This window comes from Micromonospora sp. NPDC047753 (genome assembly GCF_040642735.1).
GTDB lineage: Bacteria > Actinomycetota > Actinomycetes > Mycobacteriales > Micromonosporaceae > Micromonospora.
Window position 1 is genome coordinate 1 of sequence record NZ_JBEYSL010000113.1, and the last position, 15,400, is coordinate 15,400.

At 68.4% G+C, this 15,400-nt stretch carries 13 protein-coding genes; 6 read left to right on the plus strand and 7 right to left on the minus strand.

Going from position 1 to position 15,400, the window contains the following annotated elements:
- Both ABZ749_RS12625 and ABZ749_RS12630 read left to right on the plus strand, forming a co-directional pair.
- On the plus strand, positions 1-1,068 hold a 1,068-nt coding region (locus tag ABZ749_RS12625), incomplete at its 5' end, for an FAD-dependent monooxygenase (RefSeq protein WP_357226864.1).
- A gap of 13 nt (positions 1,069-1,081) precedes the next feature.
- On the plus strand, positions 1,082-1,435 hold the full coding sequence (locus ABZ749_RS12630; RefSeq protein WP_357226866.1) for a DoxX family protein: 354 nt from the start codon (positions 1,082-1,084) through the stop codon (positions 1,433-1,435).
- Between the two features lie 55 nt (positions 1,436-1,490).
- On the opposite strand, the gene ABZ749_RS12635 is transcribed toward ABZ749_RS12630, so the two are convergent.
- The 4 genes from ABZ749_RS12635 to sigJ form a co-directional block, all read right to left on the minus strand.
- Complete coding sequence (locus ABZ749_RS12635; protein ID WP_357226869.1) at positions 1,491-3,923, minus strand: ATP-binding cassette domain-containing protein; 2,433 nt, start codon at positions 3,921-3,923, stop codon at positions 1,491-1,493.
- A 253-nt stretch (positions 3,924-4,176) separates the two neighbouring features.
- Entirely contained in the window at positions 4,177-4,707 is a 531-nt protein-coding gene (locus ABZ749_RS12640) for a pyridoxamine 5'-phosphate oxidase family protein (protein ID WP_357226872.1), read from the minus strand.
- Between the two features lie 101 nt (positions 4,708-4,808).
- Positions 4,809-6,887, minus strand: a complete 2,079-nt coding sequence (locus ABZ749_RS12645) for an MMPL family transporter (RefSeq protein WP_357226875.1) — start codon at positions 6,885-6,887, stop codon at positions 4,809-4,811.
- A gap of 246 nt (positions 6,888-7,133) precedes the next feature.
- Positions 7,134-8,075: an RNA polymerase sigma factor SigJ gene (gene sigJ / locus ABZ749_RS12650; protein ID WP_357226878.1), complete on the minus strand. Its 942-nt coding sequence runs from the start codon at positions 8,073-8,075 to the stop codon at positions 7,134-7,136.
- Between the two features lie 326 nt (positions 8,076-8,401).
- Between sigJ and ABZ749_RS12655 the strand changes: the two genes are divergently transcribed.
- Entirely contained in the window at positions 8,402-9,064 is a 663-nt protein-coding gene (locus ABZ749_RS12655; protein ID WP_357226881.1) for a DoxX family protein, read from the plus strand.
- 286 nt (positions 9,065-9,350) lie between these two features.
- Here the strand turns inward: ABZ749_RS12655 and ABZ749_RS12660 are convergent, their stop codons facing one another.
- Both ABZ749_RS12660 and ABZ749_RS12665 read right to left on the minus strand, forming a co-directional pair.
- Entirely contained in the window at positions 9,351-10,910 is a 1,560-nt protein-coding gene (locus ABZ749_RS12660; RefSeq protein ID WP_357226883.1) for an OmpA family protein, read from the minus strand.
- A gap of 723 nt (positions 10,911-11,633) precedes the next feature.
- On the minus strand, positions 11,634-12,233 hold the full coding sequence (locus tag ABZ749_RS12665) for a TetR/AcrR family transcriptional regulator (protein WP_357226886.1): 600 nt from the start codon (positions 12,231-12,233) through the stop codon (positions 11,634-11,636).
- A 107-nt stretch (positions 12,234-12,340) separates the two neighbouring features.
- Between ABZ749_RS12665 and ABZ749_RS12670 the strand changes: the two genes are divergently transcribed.
- Positions 12,341-13,108 carry an SDR family oxidoreductase gene (locus ABZ749_RS12670; RefSeq protein WP_357226889.1) on the plus strand — a complete coding sequence of 256 codons (768 nt, stop codon included), beginning with the start codon at positions 12,341-12,343 and terminating at the stop codon, positions 13,106-13,108.
- Positions 13,109-13,223: 115 nt separating this feature from the next.
- On the opposite strand, the gene ABZ749_RS12675 is transcribed toward ABZ749_RS12670, so the two are convergent.
- On the minus strand, positions 13,224-13,736 hold the full coding sequence (locus tag ABZ749_RS12675) for a DUF1772 domain-containing protein (RefSeq protein ID WP_357226891.1): 513 nt from the start codon (positions 13,734-13,736) through the stop codon (positions 13,224-13,226).
- A gap of 195 nt (positions 13,737-13,931) precedes the next feature.
- Between ABZ749_RS12675 and ABZ749_RS12680 the strand changes: the two genes are divergently transcribed.
- Both ABZ749_RS12680 and ABZ749_RS12685 read left to right on the plus strand, forming a co-directional pair.
- The gene (locus ABZ749_RS12680) at positions 13,932-15,080 is read left to right on the plus strand and encodes a sensor histidine kinase (RefSeq protein WP_357226894.1); all 1,149 of its coding nucleotides are present in this window, start codon (positions 13,932-13,934) and stop codon (positions 15,078-15,080) included.
- The coding region (locus tag ABZ749_RS12685) for a response regulator transcription factor (protein WP_357226897.1) at positions 15,077-15,400 on the plus strand (324 nt) is incomplete at its 3' end. The genes ABZ749_RS12680 and ABZ749_RS12685, both read left to right, overlap by 4 nt.

Genomic DNA, 15,400 nt, shown 5'->3' on the forward strand with positions numbered 1-15,400 from the left:
GGTGACATCACCGTTCCCGGTTGGCACCCCGAAGTCGACGGAGCCGTTCGCTCACACGCATGGTTCGGCACGGACGGGTCGTTCCTCGGTCTGGCTGGCCTGCCCGGGACCGGCCAGTGGCAGATCGGCGCGAGCATCACCGCCGACGACGACCTCGAGCCCACCCTGGAGGCTCTTCAGCGGCTGTGGGACGAACGCACCGGCCACCCGCAGGTCCGCCTGTCCGACGCGACCTGGTTGTCGAACTTCCGGGTCAACGTCCGCATGGTCGAGGACTACCGCCGCGGCCGAGTCCTGCTCGCCGGCGACGCCGCGCACGTTCACCCGCCCACCGGAGGGCAGGGAATGAACACCGGCATCCAGGACGCGTACAACCTGGGATGGAAGCTTGCCGCCTGCCTCAACGGCCACGACGACACCCTGCTCGACACCTACCCGGCCGAACGCCTGCCCGTCGCCCGTCGTGCGTTGGCGCAAAGCACCAACATCCTCGACGTGGTCACCAACCGCAACCCACTCGTCCGGTTCGCCGTGCAACGACTGCTCCTGCCGATCCTCAGCCGGCCCTCGATCAACCGCAGGCTCACCGCTCGCGTGTCCCAGATCGACATCGGCTATCGCGACGGGCCCCTGGCAGACGACGAGCTGTCCGGCGGCCGCGTCCGACCCGGGGATCGGGCCCCCGATGCCCACCTCCTCGATGCGGCAACCAGGCGGCCGGTGCGGCTGTTCGACCTGCTCCGCGGGCCACGATGGACACTGCTCCTGGTCGGCGACGCGTCCGCCAGCCGCCTCGACTGTGATGCTCTTCCCGACCAGGTGCGCACCTGCTTGATCACGCCCGCGCCGTCGACGTCGTTCTCCGGCCGGGTGGTCATCGACCGCGACGGGACGTTTCGTCGGGCCTACCGAGCAAAGCCCGGCACAGCGTTGCTCATTCGCCCGGACGGCTACCTCCACTGGCGCGCGCACACCCCCAGCGCCGACGCGGTGGCCAAGCACGTCCTTGGCGCAGGCGCGCAGCCCACCCAGACGTCCACTGTGGCTGGTCGTGACCTGACAACTTGAGGAGTCCTTCGAGATGGTGCAACCCTGGTGGCCGCTGGCTCTGTTGGCAGTGATCCAGCTCTGCGACGCGGTGTTATGCGCAAAGCCGGTCGCCTTCATTCGGCAGTGTCTGATCGACGTCCGGTTCCCTGCACGCTTCTGGAAGTTTCTTCCTCCGCTCAAGGCTGCCGCAGCGGCTGGGCTTGTCGTCGGGATCTGGGTTCCGCCGTTGGCGGTGCTCGTGTGTGCGGCGCTGGTCTGCTACTTCGTGGTGGCGGTCTCGGCGCATGTCCTCGCCCGCGATTTCGGCCGCAACCTGTTCCTGAACGCGACGGCAATGTTGGTCATCTGCTCGGCGGCGTTGGCCTTCACGGCCCAGGCCGCATGATCGAACACGCGACGACGACGCGGGGGTTGGGTCATCGCGCGCGCGTCCCGACTCCTCAGCAGCGCGCGCCGTCCCGCACCGCCAGGAGCGGCAGGCCCGCCGCGTACCGCCGGAAAAAGCCTGCGGTCGGAGTGTCCGCCGTCGCGACGTCGCCCGGGGTGCCCTCGGCGACCACAGCGCCCCCGCTCGGACCGGCTCCCGGCCCGAGGTCGATCACCCAGTCCGCCGACGCGGCGGCGGGGATGTCATGTTCGGCCATGACGACGGTGTTGCCCGAGTCCAGCAACACATCGAGTGCGTCCACCACCCGCTGGATGTCAGATGGGTGCAAGCCAGAGACCGGCTCGTCGAGAATGACGAGACCGGCCTTGCGGCTCGCCTCACCGCGCTGGATCGCGGAGGCCAGCTTCAGCCGCTGCGCCTCACCGCCGGACAACTCTGTGGCGCTTTGCCCGAGTTGGAGATAGCCGAGCCCGACCCGGTCCAGTGCCCCCAGGGTCTCGGCGAGCTGCCGGGGCTCGGAGAACCGCTGCACGGCCTCGGCGACAGTCAGGTCGAGCACCTCGTCGATGACCAGCCCGTTGTACCTGATGTCCAAAGCCTCGGGCTGGTAGCGCCGACCCTCGCACGCGTCGCAGACCACCCACACATCCGGCAGAAAGTGCATGTCGACCAGTTTGCGACCATAACCGGTGCAGGTCTCGCAGCGACCGCCGCCCGGGGCGTTGAAGCTGAACCAGGAGGCGTTGACCCCGCGCTCGCGCGCGGTCTCGGTTTCGGCGAACAGCTTGCGGACGATGTCGAACGCTTTGCTGTACGTCGCCGGGTTAGACCGCGGAGTTCGCCCAAGCGGTTCCTGATCGACGACGGCGACCCAACTGAACTCCTCGACGCCAGTGACCTCACGCACCGTGTCTGTCACCGTCCCGTTCAGAGCGGCCTGCACACCCGACCCGAGCGCACCGAGCAGGCTGCTCTTGCCGCTGCCGCTGCCGCTCACCCCGGTCAGACAGGTGAGCCGATTGGCCGGGAGACTCACCAGGTCCGCAGTCACGTTGTGCGCGCGCAGGCCGTGCAGCTCCACCCAGCCAATGTCGTCCCCGACCGGCCGGCGGGCCCGGCGCAGCCGTGGCCCCTTACCGGCCAGATAGCGCCCCGTCATCGACGTCGGGTGGGCGGCCACGTCGGCGGGAGGCCCCGACACGAGGACCTCACCGCCGAAACGGCCCGCGCCGGGCCCCATGTCGATCACCCAGTCGGCTCGGGCGATCAGCTCAGGGTCGTGCTCGACGAGGAGCACCGTGTTGCCAGCCCCACGCAGGTCCAGGGCAATGTCGAGCAGGTGCGCCTTGTCCGCCGGATGCAGCCCGGTCCCGGGCTCGTCGAGGACGAAGATGATGCCGCTCAGTTCGGTGCTGAGCTGTGCGGCGAGCCGGGTCCGCTGCAACTCACCCGCGGACAGCGACGCCGCGCTCCGGGACAGCTGGAGATGGGCCAGGCCAAGCCGGTCGAGGATTCCGAGCCTGCGACCGAGGTCCTGCAGCAGCGGCTCACCCACCTCCCGCTGCCGGGCGCCCAGTTCGTCCGCCACGCGCTTCGCCCAGCGGCGCACCTCCCGTACTTCCACCTCGAGCAGGCCGGGGTACGTCAGCCCGCCGAACCGCACCAACCGCGCCACCTGGTCGTACCCGCTGCCGTCACAGGTGCAGCAGGGCTGCTTGCGCATGTACGGCAGGTAGCGCTCCTTGGCGCTGGACGTCTGGGCGTTCACGAACACCCGCTCCACCTCGGCGAGCGCGCCCCGCAGCGGCTGGCTCGAGGTGTAGGTCACCATGGCCGTCTCATTCTTGTTCGTCATCTCGACGGTGGCCTCGATCTTCTCGTCACCCGTGCCGTAGAGCACGCAGTGACGGAACTCCTCAGGCAGCGACTGCCACGACCGGCCGAGGTCCACGCCCCGCTTCTCGGCAAGCGCCGGTACGAACGCGTGCTCCCCTGATCGCCATTTCGCGTACCAGGGCGAGGCGCCCTCGAAGAGCGGACGCTCCGGGTGGGTGATGACCAGGTCCTCCTCCGCCTGCCAGCGCCCCCCTACTCCGTGGCAGTCCGCACAACTCCCTTCCGGTGTATCGCGGTCGAAGTGAGCGGTCGTCAGATGCCCGTCCACCACCGGATCCGTGCCAATCCCCGGAAGACGCGAGTACAGCAGCCCCAGGTGCCCGTCGATGCCGGTGATCGTCGCAACAGTGGAGCGGGGGTTGCGGTTCAGCCGGCGCTGGTCGACCGCGAGCGTCGCGCCGAGGCCCAGGATACGGTCGACCTTCGGCCGATTACGTTGGGTAATGTACTGCCGTACGAACGGCGAAAGCCCTTCCAGATACCGCAGCTGGGCTTCGTTGTGCAGAGTGTCGATGGCCAGCGAAGTCTTGCCGCTGCCACTCACGCCGGTGAAGGCGACGAGCCGCCCCTTGGGGATACTCACTGACACGTCCCGCAAATTGTTGGTACGAGCCCCCACCACGTCAATGGTCTCGCGTCCGATACCCGCGACGTCCCGTACGAATGCAGTCAACCTTTTTCACCCTCTCGCAACGCGGCATGGCCTGGGCGCAGCGGCCAACCCACCCGTGCCGAACACATCGAGCACGCCGCTACCCGGCAGGCCGTCATCGGTGGCGCTGAGCGTTCGCCGCACCAGATCTGTCAGCCGTCGCCCGGCCCCGGTGCGGCCGTACTGCGGATCAGATGTCGGATTCCGCAGTGAGCTTCGCGCTGTCGGGGGCGAAGACGGTCATCCAGTGCGGACGCAGCCGGTAGTAGACGACGTCGTTGTCCCAGTCGAAGAAGTCTTCGCCGTAGAAGTCCTTGAGGTACGCCAATACTTCCGGCCAGTCCGCGGCCGGCTCACTGTCCCGAGGGTTGAGGGTCTCCACCTTGCCATGCGTGAACACGCCCAGGTCCTCACCACGCATGTGTGCGGCGCTGACGGCGGACCGCGCCGCGAGGTGGCGAGCCTTGGCTGCGCCGCGCGCCGTGCCGAAGTGCCACATTCCGTGCAGGAAGTGCCCATCCACACCGCTGATCCGGGGCTCACCTTTCGCCGTCACGGTGGACAGGGCGAGAGTGCACATGCCGGTGAGGACCTGGGTGAGCTGCTGCGCGGTCAGGGTGCGCTCGGTGTTGATGATCGAGCGGAGGTGCGCGGCGGAGCGGGAGAGGGAGTCGTCAAGGAGGGCCTGCAGCTCTTCGAGCTCTTCTGGAGTTTCGCGCACGGAGTTCCTCATCTATCTGACGTCCACGGGTGTCGGTCCACGCGGGCCGTCGACGCCGGCCCGATGAACCCCATCCTCAATCCAAATCCTGACACCTTGTGTCAGATATCCTCATCCATCTTGCGAATGCCAGCGGAACGCCGCCGCAGGGGCGGGCGACCATGCGACACCGGAAGGGGGTCGCGGTGCGTGGACAGCTTGCTGGGCCACCACATCCATCGACCCACGTCCAGAGTCAGCGCGGTGACCAGGACCGAGCGGACGATCATGGTGTCCAGCAGCACGCCAAACGCCACTGCGAACCCCAGCTGCGCCGCGAAGACCAACGGCAGCGATCCCAGCGCCGCGAAGGTACCGGCCAGGACCAGACCGGCGGAGGTGATCACACCGCCGGTGGCGGACAGTCCGGCCCGCGCGCCCTGTCGGGTGCCGTGCAGCTGTGCCTCTTCCCGTACCCGGCTGACCAGGAAGATGTTGTAGTCGATGCCTAGGGCGACCAGGAACACGAACACCAGGAGTGGGAAGTTCGCGTCCGCCCCGGCGAAGTCGAACACGTGGTTGAACACCAGCGCGCTCACGCCGAGGGCCGCTCCAAGCGACAGCACCACCGTTGCCATAAGCAGCAGCGGCGCGACGATCGCCCGCAGCAGCAGCGCGAGGATGAGGAAGACAACGATCAGCACGACGGGGATGATCACCTTGGCGTCGCGGGCGGCCGACTGTTGTGTGTCGAGTGCGATCGCCGTGCTGCCGCCGAGCCGCGCATCCGCACCATCGATCTGGTGGACCGCGGTTCTGGCCTGCTCGACGGTGCGCATCGCAGCCTTGCTGCCGGGCGCGTCGCTGAGCGTCCCGAGAACGAAGACGTCACCATCCTTGACCACAGGTACCGCGACGCCGGCGATTCCTGGAATGCCTGACAGCACGGTCCTGACCTGCTCCGCCGAGGCGGCCTTGGCCACGACATAAATGGGGTCACCCGACCCGGCCGGAAAGTGCCTGGACTGGATCTCCTCGCCGACGACCGCCTGCGGCTCGCTGATGAACTGGCCCTTGCTCGGGATCCCATCGGCCTTGAGCTCCGTCATCCCGGTCGCCATGACACCGAGCACGAGCGCGGTGACAACCCATACGATCCGCGGCCGGCTGGAGATGGCGGTGCCAATCCGCGTCCAGATGCTGTCCTTGGCCGTCCCGACCGAGCCGTACGACGGCCTTACCGGCCAGAATACCCAGCGGCCACAGATGACCAGGAGGGCCGGCATGAGGGTGAGCATGGCAAGCAGCCCGACGACGATACCGATGGCGCAAGCCGGGCCGAGGCCTTTTGTGGAGTTGAGAGTGGCCATCAGCAGCACCAGCAGGCTGACAGCGACGGTCGCGGCGCTGGCGATGATCGCGGGGCTGGAACGGTACAGAGCTTCCGCCATCGCCTCGTGCCGGTCCTCGTGTCGCCGCAACTCTTCCCGGTACCGGGAGATGAGTAGTAGCGCGTAGTCGGTGGCGGCGCCGAACACCAGTACGGTCAGGACGAGGCTGGTCTGCGTGTTGACGACGAGTCCGGCGTTCTTTGCCAGCAGGTAGATCACCGCTTCCGCCGTGACCAGGGCGCCGCCCGCGGTCAGGAGCGGCAGCAGTGGCAGCAGTGGACTGCGGTAGGTGAACAGCAGGATGACCACCACTACCAACGCCGTGATCATCCCCAGGGCGCCTCCTCCGCTGAAGGCCGTTACCGAGTCGGATGCGTAGCCGGCCGGCCCGGTGACGTGGAACCCGAGACCGTTGGCGCCCTGTTGCCCTACAGCGGTCATTTCGCCGACCACCGTGTGGGCCCCGTCCCAGCCCTCATTACCGTCGTCAACCTGCACCACGGTCAGGATGGCCTTGCCATCCTGGGACTTCGACGGCTCCTGTGGCTGCCCCACGACCTTCTCGATGCCCTGGAAGGCCTCGGCGTCAGCTTGGGCCTTGGCCATGTCCGCAGAGGTGACGCCCTCGGGCCGGTCATAGATCACGATCGCGGGCAGGGTCTCGGCGGGCTGGAACTTCTTTGCCTGGTCGAGGACCCTGGTCGCCTCCGCGTTGCTGGGCAGCCAGGCTGAACTGTCGTTCTTCTCAACATCGCCCAGGTTGCCGGCCAGCAGGAAGGCCGGCACCATCAGGGCGATCCACACGGCCACGACTGCCCATTTCGCTATCCTGCCGCTGGGCAAGGTCATTACTTTCCGCAACATGGGGATTCCTCAGTATTCAGTCGACGTGAGATCGCTTGTAGGGATTCCTGACGGCATCGATCCCGTACACCTGACCGCAGGTCGGAATGACGTCCAGGACGACGCCGGTGAGGGGGTGTCGCCGTCGGTGAACAGCAGCGCGCCGTTGACATTGCGGTAGGCGACGATGAGAGCCGCCGAAGCGGGGAGCCCTTACAGGCGGTCCACCGTCCACGGCCGGAGCTTGTCGGGGTGTCGCACCGCCCAGATGCGCTTGATTCGGTCGCCTACGACGTCGAAGGCGTACACCGATACGGTGACGCCGTCCTGCTGGGCGATCAGGCCGGGTTGGCCGTTGACCGTACGCTCCAGAATCGTCAGGTTCCGAAGTCTGCCCTCAAGGTGGATCAGGGAGCGGCCGATCTGCTCGGCGCCTTCGATCGGGTGGAGCACGGCGCCGACAATGCCGCCGCCGTCGGCGATCGCCGTGGCGTTGGGGTCGAGGAGACCGATGAGGGCGTTGATGTCCTTGGCTTCCCATGCCTGTTTGAAATTCCTGACGATGTCGGCGCGTGGGGCTGTCGAGGTCGCGCGGTTCTGTGCCGCGCGAACGCGTCGGCGGGCCGAGGAGGCCAGCTGGCGGCATGCCGCCGGGGTACGGCCGACGACGTCGCCGACTTCCGCGAAGGAGTAGCGGAAGACGTCGTGCAGGATGAACGCGACGCGCTCGGCCGGGGTCATCGATTCGAGTACGACGAGGAAGGCCATGGTGATCGATTCGTCGAGGGTTATGCGGTCGGCCGGATCGATGGCGGTGGCGTCGGACCGTCCGCTGGTCCACTCTGCGGGTTCGGGTAGCGGCTCGGGGATCCATTCGCCCACGTAGGTCTCCCGCCTAACCCGTGCCGAGGAGAGCAGGTTGAGGCAGATGCGGCTGGCGACCTTGGTCAACCAGGCGCCGGGGGATCGGATTTCCTCCTGCTGTCGGTGGGGCATGGCGTACCAGCGGGCATAGGTCTCTTGGACGGCATCTTCGGCGTCGGCCAGGGAGCCGAGGAGCCGGTAGGCGAGATTGATCAGCTGACGCCGTTCGTTCATGACCGCGGTCAGGCTCGGATCGGGTCGGGCATGTCCTGGCTCGGTTCGTCTGGTCATGGTGTGGCCGACTCCCTTTGGTCGCGTCTGCCCTCACTTGTTTCGACAAGACAGCACACGGAATTGTGAGGTTCGCGCGTCGCCTCACATTCCGAGGCGCCGTGTTGTCGTACCACTGAGACGATCACCCCACCCAGCGGGCCGAAAGCGCAGTGAGACCGTGACCGTTCCCTCCGTCCCGGCGATCGCAACTGACCGGAACCCTGGCCCGGTCCCGACGGCACCGACTGAACCGCCGGCCTGGGCAGCTGCTTCCGGCCCCGGGCCGGCTCCATTGCGCGCCGACGACTTCCGACACATCAAACCGATTTGACGAGGTGACTGAGATGCGAACTGAAGCGACCAGAGAGTTCCAGGAAGCGACCGACGAGAGGTCGGCCACCGTCACACGAAGCAGTTGGACCTGGAGCCGGATCCGCCCCATCGCCTTTTGGGCCGCGACGTTCGTCATCGTTTTCGAGTTGGCTGCTGGATCGGTGTGGAACCTGCTGACGATCGAATGGGTGGAAGTGCAGTTGCACCACCTGGGTTACCCGCACTTCTTCGCCTACATCCTCGGCGCGTGGCAGGCCGGCGCGGCCGTCGCGATCATCGCGCCCGGGCTCCCGCTGCTCAAGGAATGGGCGTACGTGGGTGCCTTCTTCCTGTGGTCGGGTGCAGTGGCGTCGCATTTGGCGGTCGGTGACGGCCTCAAGTCGTGGTGGGTGCCGCTGATGTTCGGCACGTGCGCCATCGCGTCGTGGGTGCTGAGGCCAGCCGACCGCCGGCTTCCGAAGACTCGGCTCCGTCGGGCCCGCCCTGCCGACGCTGGAACGGATGGGGCCGGGCCGTTGGAGATCCGTCCTCGCACCTGGGCAACCCGTCCTCGCGCTTGGATTGTCCCGATCGGACTCATCGTTGTTCTGTATGCCGTCTCGTTCCTGACGCTGCCCGTGATGGAAGACGTCATGCGCGAGCAGGCAGTTGAGCTCGGCTGGATCGACAGGTAACAAGGGGGGTGCAGCGGCACCCGCGATCGGTGGTGAGACCCGGACGTCCTGCCGGACCGGCCCTCCGATGGGTCTGTACGTGGCGGCCCGATCGGTGCGGTACTCACCGGTCGGACCGCCATCGGCCTCGAGGAGGCGATCAGCCCCAGCACGATGCACCGCCTGCGCCACCCCGGCCCCGTGCGCTGAGGGGAAGACCGGCAGTGGTGCCGGTCAGCGTGGAGGGGACGTTGCGACAAGATGACAGCCCTGATGGGTTGTAAAGCGCAGGCAGCGCGGGATGCCGTTACTGGACGGGGACCCGGAGGTCGCCGAACGGGCCGATCCTGACGTTGAGGGTGTCGGCGGTGTCGGGCAGGGCGAAGAGGTTCCAGAACTCGCGGGTTTGGCCCGGTGGGAACTTCTCGGTGCTGATGCGGACGCCGGAGACGGCTGTGCATGCGCAGTAGAAGTCCACACCGTCGTCGGTGGGGACCTGAAGGCGGCCGGGCAGGTACTGGCGGCGGTCCGCGAGGTCGGTCACGCGGACGTTGGTAGCGGCCTGGTATTTGTACGCCTCCCAGTCCTGAGCGTGGTGTAGGTCTCTGAACCAGGCGTCGGACGAGCCCTCATTGGTGATCTTGTAGGTGAGCAGGCCGAGGCCTCCGGGTAGCCGGCGCAGGCCGGTGACCTCCATCGCGATGGGCTGACCGTCGGCCTTGGTGCTGCCGGTCAGGTCGGTCGCGCCGGTCGTGGTCGTGGCCGGCGGCGCCTGGGCAGCGGGTTGAGGCTTGGGGAAGGTCACCGTGACGCGGCGATTGCGGCGTTTACCCTCGTCGCTGTCGTTGCTGTAGAGCGGGCGGCGTGAGCCGTACCCCTCGGTCTGAAAGCGGACCCCGTCTCTGGTCAGCAGCGCCGACAGGGCGTGTTGCACTGCCTGGGCGCGACGCAGCGACAGTGGGTTGTTGATGGCGTCGGTGCCGGATGAGTCGGCGTGGCCCGCCACCGTCACCACCGTGGCGGGCGAGGCGTCGATGAGCTTCGCCGTGCGGGCCATGACCGACCTGGCTTTGGGGGTGAGGCTGGCCTTGTCCACCGCGAACAGCACGTCGGCGGAGAGGTTGACCTGCAGGTCCTTGCCGTCGTCGGCGGTCTCCTCCGACTTGTCCAGGGATTCGGAGGGGAGGATGAGGCGACGGGTGACCGGGGTGACGGGCTCGCCATCGGGGTCGGGAAAATCACCGGACGGAGCTTCGTCGCTGATGGGCACGTCGAGCATCGGCGGGCCCACTGGGGTGACGACGACGGTCGTCGCGGGGTTGCCCGACGGCGCGGGCAGCACCGCGTAGACGGTGATCGACCGGCCGGGGTCGATGAACTGGCCGAGGCCGTCGCGGTCCCGGCCACTGCACAGGCAGGGCGAGCCGGCGGGTTTGTACGGCAGGAGCCAGGTGCGGGCCTGCGCATCGAGGATGCCGATGCCGGAGGCCCACTTGATCTCGCCGAGCGGGCGCGTGTGGTCGCCCATCTCGCCGGCCCAGGACAGACGCTTCTCCGTGCCGGTGTTGGACAGGCGAACCTGAGCGATGAGGTGCCTGCCCTTGACGCGGTTGAGGCCGACGACCTCGACCTTCAGGTTCTCGGTCATGGTGCTGCGGGTTTCGGCAAGGGCCGTGCCGGTAGCGGTGGCGGTGGCGGTGGCGGTGGCGGTGGCGGGCGGAGTGTTGGATGCGGGCGGCGGCGGGGAGTCCTTGTTCGGCGGTCCCCCGCACCCGACCATTGCCAGGGTGAGTACGGCGCTCAGGGCCAGCTTCCGGCTGGACCTGAGCGAGGCGTCCTGACATCGGTAATGACGGAGCTTGATCATGATCCTCGTCTTCGGTCGGTGCGGTCGGTCGTGAGTGGACCTGGGGCGGGCACCAGGCTGTAGCGCAGGCGGTTGTTCGGATCTGGCGGCGTCCGTTGATCCGGCCCATGCCCGGCTCATGGCTTTCAACCGTGGTCTCACCACACGCACTGGACGAAGCTCCACCCCGCTTTGTGACAGCCACGAGCCACGACCACCTCCCGCGCCGGGACTATCCAGGGTGAAAGTTGCCGGGCATCCTGTAGCGCCCACTACAGCTTGAGCGCCAACGGCGGGCAGTCGCTCGGCACGCTGGCCACGGCCATCGGTGCACAACGCCCGCCAGGTCAGGCCGGAAACACCTCTAGATGCAGAGACCCCCCGGGCGGCAACCTGGCGTATCGGCGGCGTCAATTCCCGGCCGGCTGCCGTATCAGCGGTGTGAAGAGCCTTGCCCCGTGGGGCTTGTGCGAGCCCAGCCGTAGTGGACGGGCGACCGGTGCGGTCCAGACAGGGCGTCGGCCGTCCCCCACATCCTGGCAGCGCATGTCGCTAGCTGCTCTCGACGCCTGCACGTCGGGCGGCGGGTTCGGGCCGGTTCGGCTTCGAACCCGCCGCAGCTTCCCTTCTTCGAGCAGGATGTGCCCGCGTTGTGTCGGCGTGGCAACCCTTCGCACCCCTGCACAACCGGGCCCGCACCCGTACGAGTCCTGGTTCGCCGGCAGCCAGGGAGATCCGCAGCGGTCAGTGCCCTGGCCAGACGGCCATGGCCAGTTCCGCGGTATCGGTGAGCTCCGCCGCCGTGGCGCCATCCCGGGCGCGCTGGGACATGCCGTGCATGACGGCCGTGAAGTACGCGGCAAGCTTGCGGGGGTTGGCTGTCACCGGGAGTTCGCCCTCTTGCCGGGCGGTTGTCAGGCGCTTCTCGAAGGTGCCGACGCTGGCGTTGCGCAGGTCGCGCATGTAGGTGGCGACATCGGTGTCGGCTGCGGCCGCGCTGCAGAGCAGGTTTCCGGCCGGCGTCTCGGGGTCGGTGTACATCGCCGCCGCGTCGAGCAGGATGCGGCGGAAAGCGTCGAAGGCCGTCGGCTCCCTGGCCATGGCGGCCCAGATGAACTCGCCTGCCGGGGAGCGGCCGTACGCCTCGATGACCTCGTTGAACAGAGACCTCTTGTCCCCGAACGCCGCATAGAGGCTGCCGGGCCGGATGCCCATCGCCCGGGTCAGGTCGTTGATCGAGGTCCCCTCGTACCCGTTCTCCCAGAACAGGCGGGTGGCGGCCGCCAGTGCCGCCGCCCGGTCGAAGGTCGGCGGCCGGCCTCGCCGTACCTCTGGTGTACCCATGTCCCCCATTCTAGAGCGATCGCTCAACAGCGGCTCGGAGACTTGTTGGTCGATCACTCAAGAACGAGCTACGGTCTCTTGAGCGATCATTCAACAAAGGAGCGGTCATGTCAGGAGCATTGCGGAACAAGGTGGCCGTCGTCACCGGCGGCAGTCACGGGATCGGCCGGGCGACCGTCGAGCGGTTCGCCCGTGACGGGGCGACGGTCGCCGTCGGCTACGGCCACGACGAGGCGGCGGCCCGCGACACGGTGGAGCGCATCCGAAAGGACGGCGGACGTGCCTTCGCCGTACACACCGAGCTGGGCACACCCGGCGACGCGGCCCGCTTCTGGGAGACCTTCGACACGGCGGGCCGGGAGTTCGTGCCCGACGGGAAGATCGACATCCTCGTCCACAACGCCGGCAAGGGAAGCTTCGCGCGGCTGGCCGACCTCCCCGAGGAGGAGTTCGACCAGGTGATCGCCGTTAACGTGAAGGCACCGTTCTTCATCACGAAGCTCGCGCTGCCGCGACTGCGCGACGGCGGCCGGATCATCAACGTCTCCAGCACCGCGGCCAGAGTCGGAAGCCCGGATCTGCTGGCCTACGGCGTCAGCAAGGCGGCGTTGAACTGGTTCAGCTACGACATGGCGCTGGATCTGGGCCCCCGCGGGATCACCGTCAACTCGGTGTCACCCGGCATCGTCATGACCCGGAACAGCCAATACCTGGTCGACAACCCGGAACTCGCGGCCCAGCAGACCGCCCGCGTCGCCCTCGGCCGACTCGGCGAGACCGACGACGTGGCCAGCATCATCGCCTTCCTCGCCTCCGACGAAGGGCGCTGGGTGACCGGTCAGGTCATCGACGCCTCGGGCGGCACCGCCCTCTGAGGGCAGCCCCGGCCGGGCCCTGCTTCGTAGGTGGCGTTGATGTTGCGTGGTGCGGCCAACACGGCGAGCGCGACCAAAGCAGGCCACGAGAACCCGAGCGTGCGACGCCCGGCGCTCATCGCTCGACCCGTACCGGCGCGGTTTCCCTGGCGAAGCGCAGCAGGGCGGTGAATGCCAGCGCGGATGTCACCGCTCCGCCGGCGAGGCGCACCCAGTGGCCGGCGACGAACTCCTCGGCGACCTGGCGTAGGTACTCCGGGGAATGCGTGCCGACCGGGTCGACGAACATGATCTCGTTGCGTGGCCAGAAGAACACCACCGAGAACAGGAACTCGCAGGCGATGAAGACCGCTGCGGCGGCGGCGACGTACCACCGCAGGCGCCGATTGCGCCACGTGAGGGCGGTCGCGACGAGGCTCATCAACACGACCGAGGCGCCCAGCGGCGGGAAGTAGTCGCTCGGGCCTCCGGCGACCAGGAACTCACGGGCCCGGTCCAGCGAGGCTGGTGCGTCGCCGAAGACGTTCGGGTAGAGCATCACGGTCTCAGCCGCGACCCCACCAAAGGACATCATCGCGGCCCAGACGAGCACGACAAGCACGATCCACGTCAGCCTGATACGGGACACAGCAGTACTTCTCCTTGGTCTTCGAACCCTTGCGGGCACGATCTGTGATGTCGCCGCCGACGCTAGGTCGCCAATTCGGGGCCGTCTGCCGCGCAGCCGCGTGAGCTGGCATCGCTTCTCGACGTACGTGCGGGGGTGGGGGTGTTGCCTGCGGACGGCAGCGGCGCGGGCCCGCGCCGACTTAGGCTCACGGACGTGCAGGCCACCTCACCCACCCGAACCGAGGCGCTGCTCGCTGTGGCCATCCTGGGCCTGGTCGCGGCGGCGATCGCAACCGAGGACGCGCCGGCCTCCCGGGCGGCGCTGGCTGGCGGGTTCGGGGTCGGCCTGGCCGTACTGCTGCTGGTAGCCCGGCGTTGGACCGTCTTCGCGCTGCTGGCGACAGCCGCCGGCATCCTCGGCTACTACGCGCTGGAGTTGCCGCCGGTCGGCGTGGCCGCGCCGGCCGCCGCCATCCTCTACGTGGCGGCCCAGCGGGGCCGGGTGGTCCCGGCCGCCGCCGTCGGCGGGAGCCTGCTGGCCGTTTCGGTGGCCGCCCGGCTCGTCGAGGGAGACGACATCTCTGTCGTGATCGGTGCTGGTCTCGGCTCCGAGGCGGCCCTGATACTCGCCGTCATCGCTCTCGGTGACGCCGTCCGCAACCGGCGTTCGCTACGGGTCACGCTGGCCCGGCAGGCCGCCTCGGCGGCCGAGGAACGCCGCCGGGAGGCAGCCCGGCAGGTCGAGGCCGAGCGGCTGCGCATTGCCCGGGAGGTGCACGACACGCTCGGACACACGATGTCGGTGGTCACCCTGCAGTCGGCTGTGGCGAGGGAGGCACTTGCTGATGCCGAGCCCGAGCGGGCCGAGGCCGCGCTGGCCGCGATCCACTCGGTGAGCGGCAGCGCCATGGCCGAGCTGCGTGCCACGTTGGGCACGCTGCGTCGCGAGCCCGGGCCACGCGAGCCGGCCCCCGGTTTCACCCAGTTGCGTACGCTGATTGAGGGCGTCCGCCGCGGTGGGATGCCGGTCGAACTGCGTCTCGACGGGTCGGTCGACACCCTGCCCACGGTGGTCGGCAGCACTGTGTACCGCATCGTGCAGGAGGCGCTGACCAATGTGCTGCGCCACGCGCACGCCACCCGCGCCACGGTGACGATCCGGGCGACCCCGGCCCGGCTGTCGGTGGAGATCGTCGACGACGGCCGGGGATCCACCGGCGGCACGGCGGTTGAGACGGGTCAGGGGCTACGCGGTATGTCGGAGCGGGTTGCCCTGCTCGGCGGAACCCTCGATGCCGGCGAAACCGCTGACGGCGGTTTCCGGGTCTCGGTCCGCCTACCGCTGGCCGGAGTCGCCGCATGACCGACGTACGCGTCGTCCTCGTCGACGACCAGCACCTGGTCCGCACCGGACTCCGCGCGTTGCTGGAACGCGCCCCGGACATCACCGTTGTCGGCGAAGCCGGCGACGGCCGGGCCGGTGTGGCGGTCGCCCGCGAGCAGCGGCCCGACGTCGTCCTGATGGATGTCCGGATGCCCGGCGGCGACGGTATCGAGGCCACCCGCCGCATCCTCGCCGACCCGACGCTGGCCGACGTCCGGGTGGTCATGCTGACCACCTTCGACGACGACGAGTACCTCTTCGAGGCCATCCGCGCCGGCGCCGCCGGCTTCCTCCTCAAG

Bases quoted from the DNA above. Each gene is read 5' to 3' on its own strand.
- ABZ749_RS12630 (WP_357226866.1), top strand. From the start codon at position 1,082: ATGGTGCAACCCTGGTGGCCGCTGGCTCTGTTGGCAGTGATCCAGCTC.
- sigJ (WP_357226878.1), bottom strand. From the start codon at position 8,075: ATGACCAGACGAACCGAGCCAGGACATGCCCGACCCGATCCGAGCCTG.
- ABZ749_RS12655 (WP_357226881.1), top strand. From the start codon at position 8,402: ATGCGAACTGAAGCGACCAGAGAGTTCCAGGAAGCGACCGACGAGAGG.
- ABZ749_RS12660 (WP_357226883.1), bottom strand. From the start codon at position 10,910: ATGATCAAGCTCCGTCATTACCGATGTCAGGACGCCTCGCTCAGGTCC.
- ABZ749_RS12665 (WP_357226886.1), bottom strand. From the start codon at position 12,233: ATGGGTACACCAGAGGTACGGCGAGGCCGGCCGCCGACCTTCGACCGG.
- ABZ749_RS12670 (WP_357226889.1), top strand. From the start codon at position 12,341: ATGTCAGGAGCATTGCGGAACAAGGTGGCCGTCGTCACCGGCGGCAGT.